Below are 16,306 nucleotides of genomic sequence, written 5' to 3' on the forward strand. Positions count from 1 at the left end.
ATATTGTCTCTATGTCTATAATACTTTTGATTTACCTGTTGTGTCTTCTAAATATGATTCAAGTACATCCGATGGGGTCATGAACATTATTGCATACTCTGTTTCAAGCCCTGGATTTATGTTAAAACCTTCAGCACCTCTTACCTCCATCGGACTAAATTTTCTTCCATCTTGATCAATTAAGACAAAATCTCTTGTAAGAAAGGTTTGTTCTTCGTTTGATACATTTGACACTTTTATTGTCCAAGTTTCGTAAGACACGTTTTCACGATCATTTCCTGTTATCTTAGTGTCTAATAATTTTATTTCAAAGACTTTTTTGCTTTCTCCTTTGCTGATATTCTCAATTTGCGCTAGATTATGCACTTTGGAGGCGTTCTCCGGGTTGATCACAAGTAAAATATTACCTAGTACTGAAATGAATAGCAAGATGGCTAAAATCTTTGTATTTGTTTTCATGTTCTTTGATTTTACGGTGATTCCTATTCTTTGTATTTGTCAATAACGCTTGAGCTTGTTTTTCTATACATGTCATGTACGCTCTTGTAATTGCTGATATTATTAGTATTAATATCTCCTTTGGCTATTTTTTGCCTTATCTCTTCCTCTTCGATAATTCTTTGTAACCTTTTCTTTTCAGTTTCTGATAAGCAAGCTACGATTATAATGCCTAAGAAGGGGCTGGTCAAGAAAGAAAACCAAAACCAGCCATTGAAGCTTCTACCTTTGTTTTTAGCCATTTTAGCTGGTATTCTGCATAGTTGTATATACAATACCAGTATTAGTGTAATTACTAGAATGATAATCAATAGTGTTAATAATGAGCTCTTTGTGTCCATAATCGTTTTTAATTTGTTTATTATAGTCGCAAAGATATAAAAAACTGCATAAAATAAGGAAAAAAAAATAAGGACAAATAAATAGGTAATGAAAAATGTTGTAGTCCTGTACATTCGCATAAAATATTTTGGATATGAAAAAGTTACAAGAGAAGCCGAAAGAAGTGGATGAAAGGATTCTGAAGATAGCTGCTAAGTTAAAGCAGCTCAGAATTGATGCTGGTTATTCAAGCCATGAAAACTTTGCATGGGATAATGATTTAAACCGGGTTCAGTACTGGAGAATAGAAAAGGGCTCCAACATAACGTTGAAAACCCTTCTCTCGGTTTTGGATGTCCATAAAATTTCGCTTAAAGATTTTTTTAGCGATTTTGATTAATTCTCCCTTTCTTTTCTTTTTTTCTTGAGTAGTTCCTTGTGTTTGTTTACTGAATCTTTTCGTGTTATATTAATGTAGACTCTAGCCATTCTAGCATCACTATCTCCTAAAAGATTGATAATATCGCTTTCTTGCATGCCATTTTTAGCAAGGTTGGTTGCGAAGGTATGTCGAGATGTGTGAAATTTGATATTTTTTTTAATATTTGCCATGTTTGCTATCTCTTTGACTCCTTTTCTTATTGTGTTCTCACTCAAATGATCAAAGACTAATTCTTTATCTCTATTCTTTCTTTGATATTTGATGATAATGGCTTTAGCTTGATTGCTAAGTGCTGTTTCTACAGGATTTTCAGTCTTTTTTTGGATTAAAGAAAGTGTATTGTTCTTTATCATAATTTCGTCCCATTTGAGTTTTCGTACATCAGATATGCGTAATCCAGTTTCACAAGCGAAGATAAAAAGGTCTTTTGCTAAAATTAATCCCTTTCTTGCTTTGGAGGATAGTACGACATTTTTGAATCTTGCATATTCTTCTTCTGTCAACACTATTATGTCCGATTCGTCTTTAGTAATAATTCCTTTTTCACTTACATGATTAATGAGTGGAAAGCCTTGTCTGATTGCTTCAAGAAATGCTGACCGTATATTTCGTAACCTTTTATTGATAGTCCCTTTTTGGTTCTTGAGATTGTTTTTCATGAATGTTTTAAAGCTTAAAAGAAATGTTCTATCAACTTCACTGGCAAGAACCTTTCGTTTGTATTCATTCCGAATGAAAGCTAATACTATCCTTTTCGAAGATTCAATGTTGATTATTGAGTTCTTTTTTTTATTGTTAGCCTCAAGCGTTTTTAGATATAAGTCAAAAAGCTCTTCTACTGTTATTTCTTTATCTGATTTTAAAGGATTAGCCTTTCCACCTTTTAATATTAATTTTATTTCATCGAGTAATAATGGTTTATTATTATACTGCCTGTCTCTACAATAATCTTCAAAATCTTTTTTCTTATTTGATATGAACTTTTCAAGCTGTAGAGCTTTTTTCTGATATAGATCATTTTGGATGTTTTTTACTGGAGCACCAATGCTTTTATCCCAATACATTTCTCTACAGTATTGGTTTGTAGATAGTTTGTACTGTTTGCCTTCGAAATATACACGTAAATCGATACGGTACTCTCTGTCACTTTCTTTTTTACCTAAGTCTGTTCTTAGGATTGCTTTAAGTTTACTGATCATAATTTAAAAATTTGAATTAAAAAGCGTACTATTGCTTTTTTATACCCTATATCACTGAAGAAAGTGTTTTTTGAGGGTATATTTTATATCGTCAACACTAAGATAGTCTTAATGTGCTGATATTTAAAATAATAATCATGCTGATGGTGGTTTTTTAATAATAATTAATTAACAAAAATTATTTATTTTATGGAAAAATCTTGGAAATCTGCCAATTCCTAATCCCTTGTATTTTTGCAATCGGGGAACTTCATTTTCGTAATTATTGATGTTGTGAAGAATGTGATATGAAGTGCAGAGTAGTAATTTTTTATTTAGAGCATAGTAAATTCAAAATTGTAAGAAAATCTCAAAAAAGAAGATTAGTTATAACCTAGCATGAAAAAGGCATAAGGGTTAAAATAAGGGTTAAATTGAGTTCCCCTAATGTTTCTCTAGGGAAAAAAGACCTTTCTGAGACAGCCTAGAGCATGTTATACCCAATCTTTGCTAGGAGTAAGTAGTCCCGGCGAGACTACCAGTAAAAATATCAAAGGGCTGTGTCTTAAGCTAATGCTTCGGACGCAGCCCTTCTCATACTCAACCTTAATGAAAATCCGTCACGGACTTTCTCCCCTTTTATTGATACAAATTCAAGCGTATTCCTGTTAGTAATTCACCGACTGTAAATGATCCGGTATAACCGTAACATGTAATTGTTACCGTATCCGAAAGCTTGTTTCCGGCTTTTATGTAAAAGCCGTACATACTGTTCCTGTTCGTTGTGAAATTAGCGATTATACTCGTATTCGAAGAGGTCGCAGAGCGGTTCTGAAGTGTGTAAGTCAGCCCGTTGTATATCGCACGTAACTCTCCCGAAGTATACGTGTTTTCTGTCAGGTAATTATCAACGGTAACAGTTGTGTTACTGAATCCCGGAGCACTGATGATCAGCTGTTCGCTGCTATTGTCCTGGCTGGATGTGAATTCAACCGTTTGTTCTCCCGATGGCGCTGTATCGTAAGTATAGCTATACCCGCCGTTTACGGCGTTCCATCCGGCCTGCGATGTGGTCAGGTTCTTTGTTGCAACAAACACCGTCAACGGATACGTCGGAGGATAATCCGGATATTCGGGGATAGTGAACATCAGTGTCGCAGAACTCCCGGCTCCATAAGCTACCATATTATTGTTATTGACAGATACCCCTTCAAACTGGCGTGAGATCAGGTTGATCGCGGCTGTTTTGAAATAGTCGTTCTCTATCGTAATCGTCTCGTTACTGTTGTCCAGGCTTGTTTTAAAGTTCAGTTGTTTGATTCCGGGACTATACACCCAGTATACATATTTATATACACCGTCCTCGAATGCGATTTCCAGATTCTTATTCGGATCGGTTGGGTACAAATACTTTGTAGTCACTTCGCATTTCAGCGGAAACAGGTAGTTGGGTATAACGTCCGGTATACGGAAAGATAAAGTCATATCCTGATCCTTGCCTGTATATAATTCCGGAGACAATGTTGCCGGATCGAAACTATATAGTGTACTGGATGTAACTGTGATCACACGGGATAGTTCCCCGGCTTTCACCGATATGGTCGCTTCGTTCTGTCCGGCGTAAACCCTGGCTATACGGGCTGTAATATTCCCGTTGCCGTCGTATGACAAGCCACTGATAATACTACCTCTGTCTTCCTGTACCGAGACACTGATCTTCGCGTCGTTCGGAACTTCGTTTTCCGTGTAATGTGCCGTTACATCCAATGTTCCCCCCTGTGTGAACAGGAAGTTAAGCCTACTCACGGTCAGCCGGTTGTTATCACTGTCGGAAATAGAAGGCGAATCTTTGAATATCTCAGCATAGATATTGTTGGATACTTCCGAGTTTTTGGCATCTGCAAAACTCGTGCTACCGTTTGCTTTATCACTGAACGATTTGATCGTGACCTTATACTGGAAGTTTCTGACTATCGTATAAGGTTTTTTGTCAATGTCCAGGAACTGTATTTTGTAATACAGTTCCGGCCCATTATCCAACTGGCCTTTAATAATAATATAAGACTGGTCATTGAAGTAGTTAGGATTCTCAAACATATATTTGGGTTCCATATTACAATCCCCGTCGCTTTGGCTTGTTTTAGACAAAGTGCCCGGAGGTAATGTGGTGATATCGTCCTGAATAATAAACGGGTTGGGAGTCATATCCGGTATAAACGGCACAACAGTGCCTTTAGTCGTCATATTGCCGAGCGCATACCCGGTAACAGTAAAGTTGGCTGCTTCGTTTTGTACCGTCACTTTTGCCTGGTTGCGGAACAGCGTAACCGACAGGGAAGAAGAGGAAACCTCGCTTCTTCCCCAGAAAACCATCTTGTTGCCGTATAATGAGGGCATTACTTCCTTTTCGTCTTTCTGCAGGAATGCATTATCATCGAAAGACGACCAGTTGTCGTAGTTAGCCACTACATGGACAATTCCTGTTTCTTCAGGTACTTCCGCTTTGAAAGAACCGCTCCCTACACCGTCTGTTTCCCCGCTGTTGAGTTCAGTAGCCTGAACACGTTCAAGGAACAGCCCGCTCCGGTCGAAAGCCAGTAACCAGACATCCGACAGGTTGTTTTCAAATGAAGCGGCACGTGTGGCGATCCTGTATTCCGGTATATTAACCGCTATCTGCAGGGCCGTTTTGACGGGCTTCACCGTCTTCTCCACTTCAAGATCATCCTGACAGGCGAATAATGCAAGTGAAGCAATTAAATATATGATAATATTTTTCATAACATTTCTATTTTAGAATTTAACATCCCTCACACAGCGTACAGACGAGTGTTTCGGATTGAAAGATGCTGTATTACCCACTCTGGGGTCCATGAACTGTACGGTAGAGCTGGCCCGGGCACTCCAATACCAGCTACCTTCCAGGATTTTCTTAACCTCGGCCACCTTGATGTTTTGAAGAACATCGATCAGGTAAACTTCAGCCAGTGTCGGCATACGCCAATCTGAATAAGTTTCGTTAGTGGTCGCATCGTTTTCCACATATGATTCACATTTAGCTCTGGAATTCAGATAGCTGTCGGCTGTCGTTACCCCGTGCTGGGAAGCCAGCATAAGGCGGGGAGAGATACGGCGGTTATTTTCTTCCGTATCTATCGTCTGGCCATTACTGTCTGTCAGGGGATTACCTAAAACGGCATTGTTCCTGATATATTCGGCATACGACTTACCCAGTGCCGGATTGGCGGCATAGTGGGTATATCCTGCTCCGAAGTCTTCGTCAAACTCATCAGGGTCGGGTAAGGAAGAGAAGTCGGCGACGAAAGAACCGATGACAAACATCTTGTTATTGTTCTGTCCCTGGCTTCCGCCCGGTGCATCGGCAGATATATCGGAGCCGATATATAAAGCCGGATATTGCAGAACTTTTACTTCTTGTGTCAGACCTACGCCGTTCTTCACGGTAAAAGCGATCTCTTTTGCAACGAAGTTTTCCGGAAGCGCACTGATGATGATTATATCACCGGTTTTCACTCCCTGCGTGTTGTTGATAAAAACTCCTGCATTTCCATTTTCGATCGCCTGTCCGTTGACAGTAATATCTGATATTTCAACATCCGGGGTAGACGATTGGAACGTTGTCGTAAACTTCGTACTGTTAGGCAATTTGATATCGGTATCCTCTACATAGATAAAATTGAAACCTTCCACTGAAACAAGTATCTCTTTGGTTGTCCAATCCTCTATTGTGTAATTGGCACTGATCTCCTTTGCCGTTTCAGGTGTCGGTGATCCGGGCTGGTCAATCAGGACAGTTATGTCGTACAGGTGGTTGCGTTCCAGCCTGTATATCGCGTTACGCTCAGCTTCCTGTTCTTCCGATGGATTTGCCGTATCGTCAGCCGGAAGGCGGAAATTGACCGGCACTTTGTAGTAGTTCTGTGCATATTCCGTACCGTCGGGGCCTGTTGCCGGAATATTGACGATCAGGTAAGTCTCATTCTGTTTCCGCAGGCTCCAGTCGTTCGGATAGGAGTAGACTATAATCTTATCTGTTCCTGTGCCGGGGGTGATGCCTGTAAAACCGGACATACTCTGTAATTGAGGAACAACCGGACTGCCGTTTTCCAGTACGGATGCGTTTGTTACATACTGGAACAATTTTTTAGTCATAGTTCCGCCGGTAGAAGCCGAGAAACCATTCGTGTAAGCTGTCGATACCCTGATTTTTGCCGCAGCCCTTTTTAATGCTACGGCTATTTCCTTGTTAACGATACGTCCGTCGTTCAGGATATTTGCCGCAGTGCCATCCATGAGAAAACTGTCCTGTATTTTATCGGGATCCAATGTTGTAACGTTCAATGCCTACAGATCGGAACGGGTAAGTCCCCCGCCCGATATGCTTCCGGAATAGTTGGTTACCACATACGTATTATAAGTTGCATTCTGGACAAACTGATCTTGCGTAGCACCCAGTGTAACGGTATATTCCCCGCTTCCTGTCTGCTCCGGAGAAGGGGTGATATGCTCGTAGAAAGAACAGGACTCCTGGCCTTCCCTGTAAATGAAAACGTCCAGTGTCTTGATCAGGTTTTCATTCAGATCATCCTCTCCAACTTCCGTATCGGCCCGGGTAATGCCCGGTTGCGACAAAGATAGCCGTATCGCTATTTTGCCTGAACCGGTGCCGGTATCCGGCTGGTCTATCAGTTCCTCCTGGCTACAGGAAGAGAGCAGCAGTACCAGTGCCGATATAAATTGAATGATGTAGATATTATTTAGTTTCATAACCCTTTTCTCCTTTTATTTATATTCCGTTTGTGTGATCAGAATATCCGTGTCGTTATTGCCCGGAAGCGCCCGTTGTCCGTTACCCTGAACCGGATTGATCTTTAACTTTTTCCCTTCGGCAGTGATGTACAGATAGACTTTCCTTTCCGTACTGTTCCAGGGGCGGGAGGCTCCCACTTTTATTTCGTAGGTATTGTCGCCGGCAATCCCCTTCGATATAGCCAGTTTGCCATCAGTAGAACCCTCTGTGCCGAATGTGAATTCCAGTCCGTTTGTCAGTGTAGCCGTCCAGATGGCTCCTGCCGGAGCAGTCAGTCTGAAGTTGTAACTGGCATACGATGTTTTGTTTTGCGATTCGCCGTTCAGTACATAAGGATATTGTACGATCCCTGTCGCCGCTTCCGTGTTGTTGGCACTGAAGCTGTAATCTCCCTCATTTACCACATGGCCGATCTGTGATGACGATTTCGTCCAGGGTAAAGTGGTTGTTTTAAGTACCAGCATATTATCCGGATTGTCGAGCATCGCCATGATACGATATACCGTGTTGCGTTTCAGCGTATATTTGTCGGTGGTCTGTCCGCCGTCGGTGATATATCCTTTGTATCGATGGGGTTCACCGTCTATTTCCGCTGAAATCAGCAGGTAAGGAGTGATACTTGAATCAGGTGTTGCTGATGCGGCAATATTTTGGTAACTGTAAAATGATTCCATCGCATTGCCGGGAGTGATGCCGGACATTTCTTCCGGCATGATATCCAGTACGTTGTTATTGCTGATCGTTCTCAGGTCATTTCTTTTCTTAACAGGGGATACCATAATTGTATTTTGATATTCACCCCGTGTGTTGACTACCTGGTTGACCAGTTCGATAGACTTGACAACGACATTTTTATTCTCCAGTTTCCTACTCTTGAACATATAAACATCCAGTCGTGAAACAAGTCTTTCCATTGGGATCGTCGTTTCCGTCACAAGGCCATTCACCGCCACTTCCTGTCTTCCTACCATTAACAGGTTGGTATCCATAAACCCGTTCTTGTTCGTAATGCTCATCGTATCCAACTCATGTAAAGATTTTGATACGTCGGGTATGATGGAATACTCCTTGTCTTCATCGTTGTAATTTCCGATTGCATAAATAATTTTATCCTGCGGCGAGATCTGGATCGACCGGGTTAATTTGTCCACATATTGCGGGGTGATAACCGGTATTAATTCGGCATACTCGCAAATTTTGTTCTCTTTATTGAATATGTAAAGAGCCACGCTCGAGAACTTGCCGTCGCCTCCTTTTATCAGGTCATCCGTGGTAGCGCGAGTAGAGATTGTCAGGTTCAGCCGGGCATTCATCTCCAGGCTTGTTTCTTCGATCTCTTCCTCGTCGCTACAGGATGTAACCAGCAGGGCGACAATGAGGAACCCTATTGACGCTATATAATTGTTATACCTTTTCATGTTGTTTGTGGGCTTATCCGAGGCCCGGTTTTATCACCTCTTCGTCCCAGGGTTGAACTGTGACCGAGGTTCCATTGAAGCGGAAACGGATTCCGATCGTAACTTCGTTGATCCCGTCGACCGAGATCTGGTTGTATTTCATGAAATCCTTCAGATTCAATGTGTAGATTGTTTTACTCGTCTTTTTGCTGACTAAATTGATATAAATACTGTTGTTGTCGTTGAACCGTAGTACGTTGAACCTCGATTTATAAACAGGAGTGTCCTCCTCTTTCTTTGCAATCGGCCTGTACGAAACATTCTCCGAAGAGAATGTTTTCGCAAAGTCGACTGTAGGGCTCAGGTTTCCGACCTCGATTTCGATCGGGGATGTACCGTCAGTCCAGGCAGCATCTTCCAGTCCGTCCAGTTCAAGATACATTTTGATATGTGAACTGCTGAAATAAACAGTATCTGCGTTCGATGCATCCTGAAAAATCTCAATATCCCTGCTACCTATGTACAGGCTATCATTAGTGGTAATTATTTCTCTTGTAAAATAGTGAGGGGCAGCAACCAAAGCTGTGTTCAGTGCCATAGGCTGATCGATCCGGGTATCGTTCTTCGTGTTTCCCCAACAAACCACCCGGTATTTGCCGGTCGGGAGGTTGAGTGGAGTTCCCTGGTAACGTCTTAAATCACCCTGATTCAATCCTATTGTTTCTATAAGTGCTCCGTTTTCGCTATATACATACAGATCCACTTTTTCTATTTTTTCAGGGAAAATATCCTTTGTTCCGTCTCCGAAGTATCTGAAGATCAGGTTTGTGTCGCAACTGTCCAAATCTTCTTTGATACAACCGGTTGCCAGGACAACCAATAGCATGATGCTGAAATATTTAATTCGTCTCATATGTTCTGTATGTTGAATTTATGATGAAATCGGATATTATTGATCCAGGTCGAATCCCGGAGTGATAGTTTCTTCTGTCCAGGGAGCAATGGTTACATGAACCAATACGTTGAATTGAATATTTTCCAGGTCGTTGTCCAGCATCGGGATCAACTCGACTTCCATATTATAGATAGTACCCGCTTTAAAATCGGCTGCTGTCATTTCGGTGTTCACATTTCTTAAATACTTCACGATGTTGGCGAAACGAGCCGTGTTAGCCAGTGCCGGGTTGAATACGGCTAAATCGGTAGATGCCAGATTGGCTATATTTAGATCGGCCAGATCGAGATGGATTTTAGGTAATTGATCACTCGGGAAAATATTGAATGCATAACTCTTATCTGCCGGAAGTGTAAGAGGTAGATCTTCATAGCTACCGCCTGTGTATTTACTGTAGTTGGCATAAGCTGCTGCATCTACGGCTGTAGGCTGGTTGAAGAGCCATTTGCCTTCCAGAATATTATTTACGGAAGATGCATTGTTGTACAAGTCTGCAACGCTGGTTGAATCATGATAGGTGGTATAAAAGTTATTCAGATAAATACCTTTCAGTTTCGGATCGAATCCAGTCCAGCTAACGGTTGCTTGTTTCTGGCTACCGCTAATTACACGCGTAAATTCAAAGGAACCGCTTGGTTTAACAATAACTTTCGTGATCTGTAAACGGGCTACGATCGGCTTAATAGTCACATTCGCCGTATACGTTTTACCTGAAGTGGGATCCGGGTCTATCGGTTCGCTTTCGATTGGTGTAAGATCCTCATCAACACCAAAATACAGCACTTCGGAACCCTGCTGCTGCGCGAGCGTGGTCGTTATTTGATTATCTGTAACGGCTGTGCCCGGATTACCGTAAACATATACTTTGGATATGGTTTGTGGCACGTTGATAAACTTGTATCCTTTATCCGGATTTACCAGTTTATCCCAGTTAGAATTTACAGTTGCATCTTTAGTGATGGTTTCAGATTTAACAACGGCTCCGCTGGCATCTGTCAGGTTGATAAGCACACTGTTTACGTTCATCGTATCTTTGGTGAGGAAGTTTCCGGCTTCTGTAGCCCTGGTTTTTACTCCCGACATTCCTGCCAGTGATACAGATATTGATTTTGTCCCTTGATTATTATCCGGAACGAGTGATTCGTCGTCGTTACAAGCGAATAATGCGGAAGCTGCAAATAATGCTATAAATAAATTCTTGATTTTCATAACTTTTTTGAAATTAATGATTGATACTCTGTGTGGAAGTCTTTCCTCCCTGCCTGTCATTAGTGGTCTCTATTGCCCCGGCAAAGCATAAGAATGGCCGTACATATAAAAGTATATGTATATTGTTTATGATATATTTCTTGATATTTCCTTTCTATTTAAGGATGTAGATGAGGCTTAAACCTGCTTTGGTTGGCCCGAAGTAGTTCCTGTGGCCGTCTTTGATTTTAGAACCACATTTACCGCAAGGATATTTATCATAATCCAGATAAGCATAGCCAACGCCGATCGTTGCTTCCACACTTAGCCGTTTACTTAGTATCCAGTGGTAACCGTATGAAACTCCGGCACCATAGAGGTTGCCTTGATAACGGTGGTCTTTCAACCCCAGCATCTTGATGCCGCCAACGTTGTATTCGGCATAATGTGCATGAAGTCCGAAAAAGTGTCCGTTAAACCGCTCGCAAGTCCAGTAGCGTAGTTCGGGTTGAACCAGCCAGTGTTTGAGCTTTCTGCTATCGGAAAATGTCCACGGATTGTAATTTCCCGACAGGTCGAGTGTAAATTTATCGGATAGTCCTATTTCAATCCCCAGGTTCGGGGTTGTAGTCGCCCAATATAATGCGTTTGTCTTGATAGCGAAAACTGGTAAATGGTTCTTATTCTCTTTTACTTGTGCTGCTATACCACTGACAAATGCATAAATAATGCATATTATCAATAATCCTCTTCTCATCGTACTTTTTACTCACTAATTGTTAAAACTCTCTGAAGAATCTCCCTTTTTTGATAACCTTCTAAAAATCTAATGTTTACCCTTTAAGATTCTTGCTCTCTTTTGAATTAAAACAAGCGTGATTCAGATAAGTTTTGGAAAGTGTGTAGAATAATATATTTTGACATAAAATTTAACTTCGATGATACTATTTAAGGTTAAAAGGGGTCAAAACTTACATAGTCGTCGCCTAAATAACCGGATAGTTCGTCATTATATATATGTAGTTCGTCAAAGTAAATATAGTCCCCATTGTCATATTCCATATAAATAGAATCAAAGTAATCATCATGCCATTCCCAATAGAATTTATATTTAAATTCTTTGAAATCACCAGGGTAATCGCTGAAATAACGTATGATTCTTTCTTCCCCTCTGCCATTGGAATGGAAAATAAGTCTTTGTTCGCAGTAAAGTCCGTCAACATCATAATAGTCGTCATACCATCCGGCGCCATTGCAAAGAATATATTCTGGATCGTCTATATGATCGAATGGTTTGTCTACACAGCTATTAAATCCGCAAAGTATAGTTAACAGGAATATCAGACTGAGTATATTTGTCTTTTTCATGACGGTTATATTTAATAATAGCACAAATATAACCTTTGTTTTTGAAATGAGGGTAATTACACCAAGAGAACTTCTTTCAACATTTGAATATTATTCTGATGTAATTACCCTGATTCAAAAGGTTCTTTATAACGTAGGAGTCAGTTCAATAGTTAATCCCAGAGCGTTCATGATCCGGTAGAAGGTGGCAACGCTTGGAATAGTAATCCCTTTTTCTATTCGAGAAATATAGGATTTATCTGTTCCGATACGTTTTGCAAGTTCCTCCTGAGTGAGCTGTGCTTTTTTTCGGGCATCAAGTATAATCTGACTCGTGTAAAAAGCGTATGCTTCTTCATCGAACTTAGTTCGTTCGGGAGTACCCGGTTCCCCATATTGAGCACTAAGTACTGTGCTGTAATCCCTGATTTTATGATCGTTTGTCTGCATATGACAAAGATAATTAAAGTTGTATAATTATGCAACTGATGGGTCGCTTTATTATATGTAGGTTATTCCGGCAATTCATTATCTTCCAGCTCATCCCATTTGCCGTTGTTTCCGATGATCAGATTGAATGTGTTTTCTGTTTCATCTGGTTTGGGAGGTGTATATAAGATACCTGTGTAACGGATTATTTTGTTGGCGATAGGGGTAATACCGGTCACTGTCCGTTTTCGCATGATCTGGTTATCCGGGCCAATAGAAGTAAGTGTGACGGATATCTTTTCATCGGTTGCCGGAATAAAGGAGTAAAAGGAATGGATTTTACCGGATTGGCCTTTCTCTTCTGTTCGAAACTCATAAGAGAAATTATTGGTTACTGAGGATATATCCCCTTTTCCGGTCAGGATCTCAAGCTGGTTCGGATAATGACTGACAGTCAGTTCAAACCGGGCAATATCTTCCGGTATTTTGTCGGCTGCCTTGAACTCTATTCGGCTGACAATCCGTTGCAGGCTTATATCTACATTTGTCTCCTCTCCTTCTTTCAAATGGAGTGCCTGGTTTTTATAGAAGGAGTCGGATGGCTCATCAAAGCTAAATACATCTTTAGAAAACGTAGCCAGTTTCGATTGATGTGCTAACAGGTAAACCTGATAATTACCGGCAGGCAGTGTATCGTAAACAATACCGAAGTCAGGTTCTGTGTCTACATGGTATGTTCTGTGTTTTACCAACTGAAGTTGGTCACCATCTTTGTAAACCAGGTATTCGATTGCAGAACATAATTCTTTTAATTCCTTTTCGGGATTATCTTCACCGGGAACAACCGGTTCGGGAACCGTGTTAGGCGGCATACTGCGTGTAGGGGAGAAGGGAAGCACCTCCTTTTGTAGTTGAACACTAAATTGTACCGGAAATAAATTCTGTACAATTTCAATTTCGTCCGAAACCGGACTACTACAACCTGCAAACCAGAATATGCAGGCTAATGCATACAAGTCTTTCTTTTTCATAGTGAAGGAATTGTTAATGATAAAATCTACACAAAGAAAATACTTATTTTGGAAATTAAAAAATATTAAGTAGATAACTTATGGATTTGCAGGGAACTTTTCTAGTTTTGTAGAAAACAGACTCAATGTAATAACCTTAAAATTAAAAGAAAATGGCACGTCCTGTAACATTATGCACCCTGCAATGGGGTGACTTACCTCTGGAAACAGTTTGTGAAAAAGCGAAAGCTTTCGGATATGACGGATTGGAATTGGGTTTGCCCAATCATCTGGATGTTCGTCGCACGGATCAGGCTTACTATGACGGTATAAAAGAACTGTTGGCCAAATATGACCTGAAGCTTTTCTGTATCTCGATCCATTTGATCAGCCAGGCGGTTTGCGATAAGATCGACCAACGGCATAAAGCGGTACTTCCCGATTGTATCTGGGGAGACGGCGAACCGGAAGGTGTACGCCAGCGTGCAGCCGAATATATGGTGCAGACAGCCCGGGCTGCAAAAGCTTTGGGTATCGATGTGGTTGCCGGATTTACCGGTAGTCCTATCTGGCAATGGCTTTATTCGTTCCCCCCGGTAACGGATCAGATGATTGAAGATGGTTATGCCGACTTCGCCCGTCGTTTTACCCCGATCATGGATGAATACCAGAAGCTGGGTGTTCGCTACGGTCTGGAAGTGCACCCTACGGAAATCGCTTTCGACACCTATTCAGCCCGTAAGGCGTTGGATGCGTTGAATAACCATCCTGCGTTCGGTTTCAATTACGATCCGAGCCACATGGGGTATCAGGGGGTAGATTATGTAGATTTTATCAACCAGTTCCCCGACCGTATTTTCCATGTTCACATGAAAGATGTTTACTGGAGCGATACCCCGAAACAGATCGGCGTATTTGGCGGTCACTCAACCTTTGGAGACTCCCGCCGCTATTGGAATTTCCGCAGCATGGGACGTGGTAGGATTTGTTTCGAAGAAATTATCCGTGCCCTGAATGATATCAACTACCAGGGGCCGTTATCGGTAGAATGGGAAGATAGCGCGATGGATCGCGAACATGGTGCGCGCGAATCCTGCGAGTTCGTTAAACAGGTCGATTTTCAACCTTCAGGACATGCGTTCGATGCTTTCTTTGATAAGAAATAGTAGATGATTTTTAACGGATGTGGATTTCGTAGGTAGCAGGCCAGATGCAAGAATTATTATTTGTCGTTGTAATGACCATAGGCATTAACAACAAGTACATCTATTCTGTCTTCACGTATTTCATATACCAGACGGTGTTTGTCTGTTATCCTGCGAGACCATATTCCAGAAAGATTACCTCGTAATTGCTCCGGTTTTCCTGTTCCTGTTTCCGGATGCTCCATAAGTTCTACAAGTAACTTTACCAACTTCTTATACGCAGACGGTTCATTCCTTTTTAACAAACGAATATCTTCTGTTGCATCATCTGTGTAACTTAAATCATAGCTCATAGCTTTTCCAGGAGTTTGAATAATTCATCCTTTCCACTGACTGTAGTTACTTTCCCTTGCATTGCTTCTTCTCGAGAGTGTTGGATACGTTTGATATTACGAGCGTCAGAAAAATAATTGTCTCCAGATGGACTAGGGTTGTTCAAAGCCGCATCAATAGTATTTGCTTGTTCTAAGATTATATTTTCCATATACTTTTTCAAACTAATACCTTTTGCAGCAGCAGCCATAGCCAGACTACGAACAGCTTCGACCGGAAGATCAACTGCCTTCCTTTGTTTTAAAAATTCTGTTGTTTCCATATTCAAAATGTTTTGATACAAATATATGTATTATATGCATAATATGCAATATGATTATTATGCATATAATATTATTTTAACTCAAATGTCAAGCTGTTTTTCTATTTGACAAAATGACACTAGTATAGCGACTAATCGGGATTAATATAGCGGGTAAATTGAATTAGTATCGCGACTAATATTTTTTAACATACTAAAAGGAAAGCGTTAAGGCGAAATAAGAAACAAATAGTAACTTTGTGAAACAACAGAAAAAGGTGGCTCGACTATCGGATAACAATATCCGGTGGCCGGGCCTTTTTGTTTACATCAATCAGTTAACCTTACATCGATACATCTTCATTGCTTGTGCACCGTGCTGTTAACCTTCGGTGCTTCAAGTGTAAAACAACTTAAAAAAAGAAAGACTCATGGAGTATAGAATAATCAAATTCGGAATATATGCGTCGGTAAGCAGCGATATGTACTTCTTATCCGGCGGTGTTGCAGATCATAACAGTTTTATCAATCATAACAAATAAATAAAAAATAAGCATATGAGCATAATTATGAATCGAGTATACGGCCATACAGAACTGGCCATACTGTATTTTCCTGGGATATTAGCAAAATCGGCATCTTCGCAGTTGTCTTCATGGATCAATCGTGATGAAGACCTATTGGCAGAGTTGAAGAAAGCGGGTTACAAAAAAGGCCAGCGTATGTATACACCCCGTCAGGTGGCTATCCTGAGAGATCACTTAGGTGATCCCGAAACATGGAAAGGATGTTAAAATAGAAACAATAATTAACGAAGCATTTAGGGCAATGGTAAAAAAGGCCGTGGTTTAACTCTATTTTAACAGATGTACGTGCGCGTACATTATATATGTATAGAAACTAGAGAAAAAATCGGTACAAGGCGTATGTA

Annotated in this window: 16 protein-coding genes and 1 pseudogene; 3 read left to right on the forward strand and 14 right to left on the reverse strand. The window is 40.8% G+C overall.

The annotated features are described in order from the left end of the window. Positions 1–15 precede the first annotated feature (15 nt). Together HMPREF1536_RS12840 and HMPREF1536_RS12845 are read right to left on the reverse strand one after the other, a co-directional pair. Positions 16–459, reverse strand: coding sequence for a DUF4352 domain-containing protein (locus tag HMPREF1536_RS12840; protein WP_028729801.1), 444 nt, complete (start codon positions 457–459; stop codon positions 16–18). 23 nt (positions 460–482) lie between these two features. Continuing rightward, positions 483–740 (reverse strand): hypothetical protein, encoded by a 258-nt coding sequence (locus HMPREF1536_RS12845; protein WP_147337573.1) that lies wholly within the window; start codon positions 738–740, stop codon positions 483–485. 233 nt (positions 741–973) lie between these two features. Between HMPREF1536_RS12845 and HMPREF1536_RS12850 the strand changes: the two genes are divergently transcribed. After that, a complete protein-coding gene (locus tag HMPREF1536_RS12850) occupies positions 974–1,219 on the forward strand; it encodes a transcriptional regulator (RefSeq protein ID WP_044193484.1) in 246 nt (81 codons plus the stop codon). Here the strand turns inward: HMPREF1536_RS12850 and HMPREF1536_RS26630 are convergent. From HMPREF1536_RS26630 to HMPREF1536_RS12900, 10 genes and pseudogenes are all read right to left on the reverse strand, one after another. Continuing rightward, positions 1,216–2,460, reverse strand: coding sequence for a tyrosine-type recombinase/integrase (locus tag HMPREF1536_RS26630; RefSeq protein WP_028729800.1), 1,245 nt, complete (start codon positions 2,458–2,460; stop codon positions 1,216–1,218). The two genes, HMPREF1536_RS12850 and HMPREF1536_RS26630, sit on opposite strands and share 4 nt — an antisense overlap. 618 nt (positions 2,461–3,078) lie before the next feature. After that, on the reverse strand, positions 3,079–5,220 hold the full coding sequence (locus HMPREF1536_RS12860) for a hypothetical protein (protein WP_028729799.1): 2,142 nt from the start codon (positions 5,218–5,220) through the stop codon (positions 3,079–3,081). Between the two features lie 12 nt (positions 5,221–5,232). After that, positions 5,233–7,227 (reverse strand): annotated as a pseudogene (gene fimD, locus HMPREF1536_RS12865) (fimbrial tip adhesin FimD). Positions 7,228–7,242: 15 nt separating this feature from the next. Next, the gene (locus tag HMPREF1536_RS12870) at positions 7,243–8,688 is read right to left on the reverse strand and encodes a DUF4906 domain-containing protein (protein WP_028729798.1); all 1,446 of its coding nucleotides are present in this window, start codon (positions 8,686–8,688) and stop codon (positions 7,243–7,245) included. 13 nt (positions 8,689–8,701) lie between these two features. Continuing rightward, positions 8,702–9,580, reverse strand: coding sequence for a FimB/Mfa2 family fimbrial subunit (locus tag HMPREF1536_RS12875; RefSeq protein WP_028729797.1), 879 nt, complete (start codon positions 9,578–9,580; stop codon positions 8,702–8,704). Positions 9,581–9,616: 36 nt separating this feature from the next. Beyond that, positions 9,617–10,831 (reverse strand): hypothetical protein, encoded by a 1,215-nt coding sequence (locus tag HMPREF1536_RS12880; RefSeq protein WP_028729796.1) that lies wholly within the window; start codon positions 10,829–10,831, stop codon positions 9,617–9,619. Between the two features lie 154 nt (positions 10,832–10,985). Continuing rightward, positions 10,986–11,567, reverse strand: a complete 582-nt coding sequence (locus HMPREF1536_RS12885) for a DUF3575 domain-containing protein (protein ID WP_028729795.1) — start codon at positions 11,565–11,567, stop codon at positions 10,986–10,988. 197 nt (positions 11,568–11,764) lie between these two features. Then, entirely contained in the window at positions 11,765–12,178 is a 414-nt protein-coding gene (locus HMPREF1536_RS12890) for a hypothetical protein (RefSeq protein ID WP_028729794.1), read from the reverse strand. Positions 12,179–12,304: 126 nt separating this feature from the next. Beyond that, complete coding sequence (locus HMPREF1536_RS12895) at positions 12,305–12,607, reverse strand: helix-turn-helix domain-containing protein (protein WP_028729793.1); 303 nt, start codon at positions 12,605–12,607, stop codon at positions 12,305–12,307. 62 nt (positions 12,608–12,669) lie between these two features. Then, a complete protein-coding gene (locus HMPREF1536_RS12900; RefSeq protein WP_028729792.1) occupies positions 12,670–13,617 on the reverse strand; it encodes a hypothetical protein in 948 nt (315 codons plus the stop codon). A gap of 152 nt (positions 13,618–13,769) precedes the next feature. On the opposite strand from HMPREF1536_RS12900, the gene HMPREF1536_RS12905 reads away from it, so the two are divergent. Beyond that, entirely contained in the window at positions 13,770–14,762 is a 993-nt protein-coding gene (locus tag HMPREF1536_RS12905; protein ID WP_028729791.1) for a sugar phosphate isomerase/epimerase family protein, read from the forward strand. Positions 14,763–14,818: 56 nt separating this feature from the next. Here the strand turns inward: HMPREF1536_RS12905 and HMPREF1536_RS12910 are convergent, their stop codons facing one another. Next, the gene (locus tag HMPREF1536_RS12910) at positions 14,819–15,094 is read right to left on the reverse strand and encodes a Txe/YoeB family addiction module toxin (protein ID WP_028729790.1); all 276 of its coding nucleotides are present in this window, start codon (positions 15,092–15,094) and stop codon (positions 14,819–14,821) included. After that, entirely contained in the window at positions 15,091–15,396 is a 306-nt protein-coding gene (locus tag HMPREF1536_RS12915) for a hypothetical protein (protein WP_028729789.1), read from the reverse strand. The genes HMPREF1536_RS12910 and HMPREF1536_RS12915 overlap by 4 nt, the downstream gene beginning before the upstream one ends. A gap of 548 nt (positions 15,397–15,944) precedes the next feature. On the opposite strand from HMPREF1536_RS12915, the gene HMPREF1536_RS12920 reads away from it, so the two are divergent. Continuing rightward, complete coding sequence (locus HMPREF1536_RS12920) at positions 15,945–16,169, forward strand: DUF4248 domain-containing protein (protein ID WP_052349926.1); 225 nt, start codon at positions 15,945–15,947, stop codon at positions 16,167–16,169. Positions 16,170–16,306 lie beyond the last annotated feature (137 nt).

Source organism: Parabacteroides gordonii MS-1 = DSM 23371 (assembly GCF_000969825.1).
Classification (GTDB): domain Bacteria; phylum Bacteroidota; class Bacteroidia; order Bacteroidales; family Tannerellaceae; genus Parabacteroides; species Parabacteroides gordonii.

Coding starts and splice junctions, on each gene's coding strand:
- HMPREF1536_RS26630 (WP_028729800.1), bottom strand. CDS start 2,460: ATGATCAGTAAACTTAAAGCAATCCTAAGAACAGACTTAGGTAAAAAA.
- HMPREF1536_RS12900 (WP_028729792.1), bottom strand. CDS start 13,617: ATGAAAAAGAAAGACTTGTATGCATTAGCCTGCATATTCTGGTTTGCA.
- HMPREF1536_RS12905 (WP_028729791.1), top strand. CDS start 13,770: ATGGCACGTCCTGTAACATTATGCACCCTGCAATGGGGTGACTTACCT.
- HMPREF1536_RS12910 (WP_028729790.1), bottom strand. CDS start 15,094: ATGAGCTATGATTTAAGTTACACAGATGATGCAACAGAAGATATTCGT.
- HMPREF1536_RS12850 (WP_044193484.1), top strand. CDS start 974: ATGAAAAAGTTACAAGAGAAGCCGAAAGAAGTGGATGAAAGGATTCTG.
- HMPREF1536_RS12880 (WP_028729796.1), bottom strand. CDS start 10,831: ATGAAAATCAAGAATTTATTTATAGCATTATTTGCAGCTTCCGCATTA.
- HMPREF1536_RS12915 (WP_028729789.1), bottom strand. CDS start 15,396: ATGGAAACAACAGAATTTTTAAAACAAAGGAAGGCAGTTGATCTTCCG.
- HMPREF1536_RS12885 (WP_028729795.1), bottom strand. CDS start 11,567: ATGAGAAGAGGATTATTGATAATATGCATTATTTATGCATTTGTCAGT.
- HMPREF1536_RS12860 (WP_028729799.1), bottom strand. CDS start 5,220: ATGAAAAATATTATCATATATTTAATTGCTTCACTTGCATTATTCGCC.
- HMPREF1536_RS12890 (WP_028729794.1), bottom strand. CDS start 12,178: ATGAAAAAGACAAATATACTCAGTCTGATATTCCTGTTAACTATACTT.
- HMPREF1536_RS12875 (WP_028729797.1), bottom strand. CDS start 9,580: ATGAGACGAATTAAATATTTCAGCATCATGCTATTGGTTGTCCTGGCA.
- HMPREF1536_RS12840 (WP_028729801.1), bottom strand. CDS start 459: ATGAAAACAAATACAAAGATTTTAGCCATCTTGCTATTCATTTCAGTA.
- HMPREF1536_RS12895 (WP_028729793.1), bottom strand. CDS start 12,607: ATGCAGACAAACGATCATAAAATCAGGGATTACAGCACAGTACTTAGT.
- HMPREF1536_RS12920 (WP_052349926.1), top strand. CDS start 15,945: ATGAATCGAGTATACGGCCATACAGAACTGGCCATACTGTATTTTCCT.
- HMPREF1536_RS12845 (WP_147337573.1), bottom strand. CDS start 740: ATGGCTAAAAACAAAGGTAGAAGCTTCAATGGCTGGTTTTGGTTTTCT.
- HMPREF1536_RS12870 (WP_028729798.1), bottom strand. CDS start 8,688: ATGAAAAGGTATAACAATTATATAGCGTCAATAGGGTTCCTCATTGTC.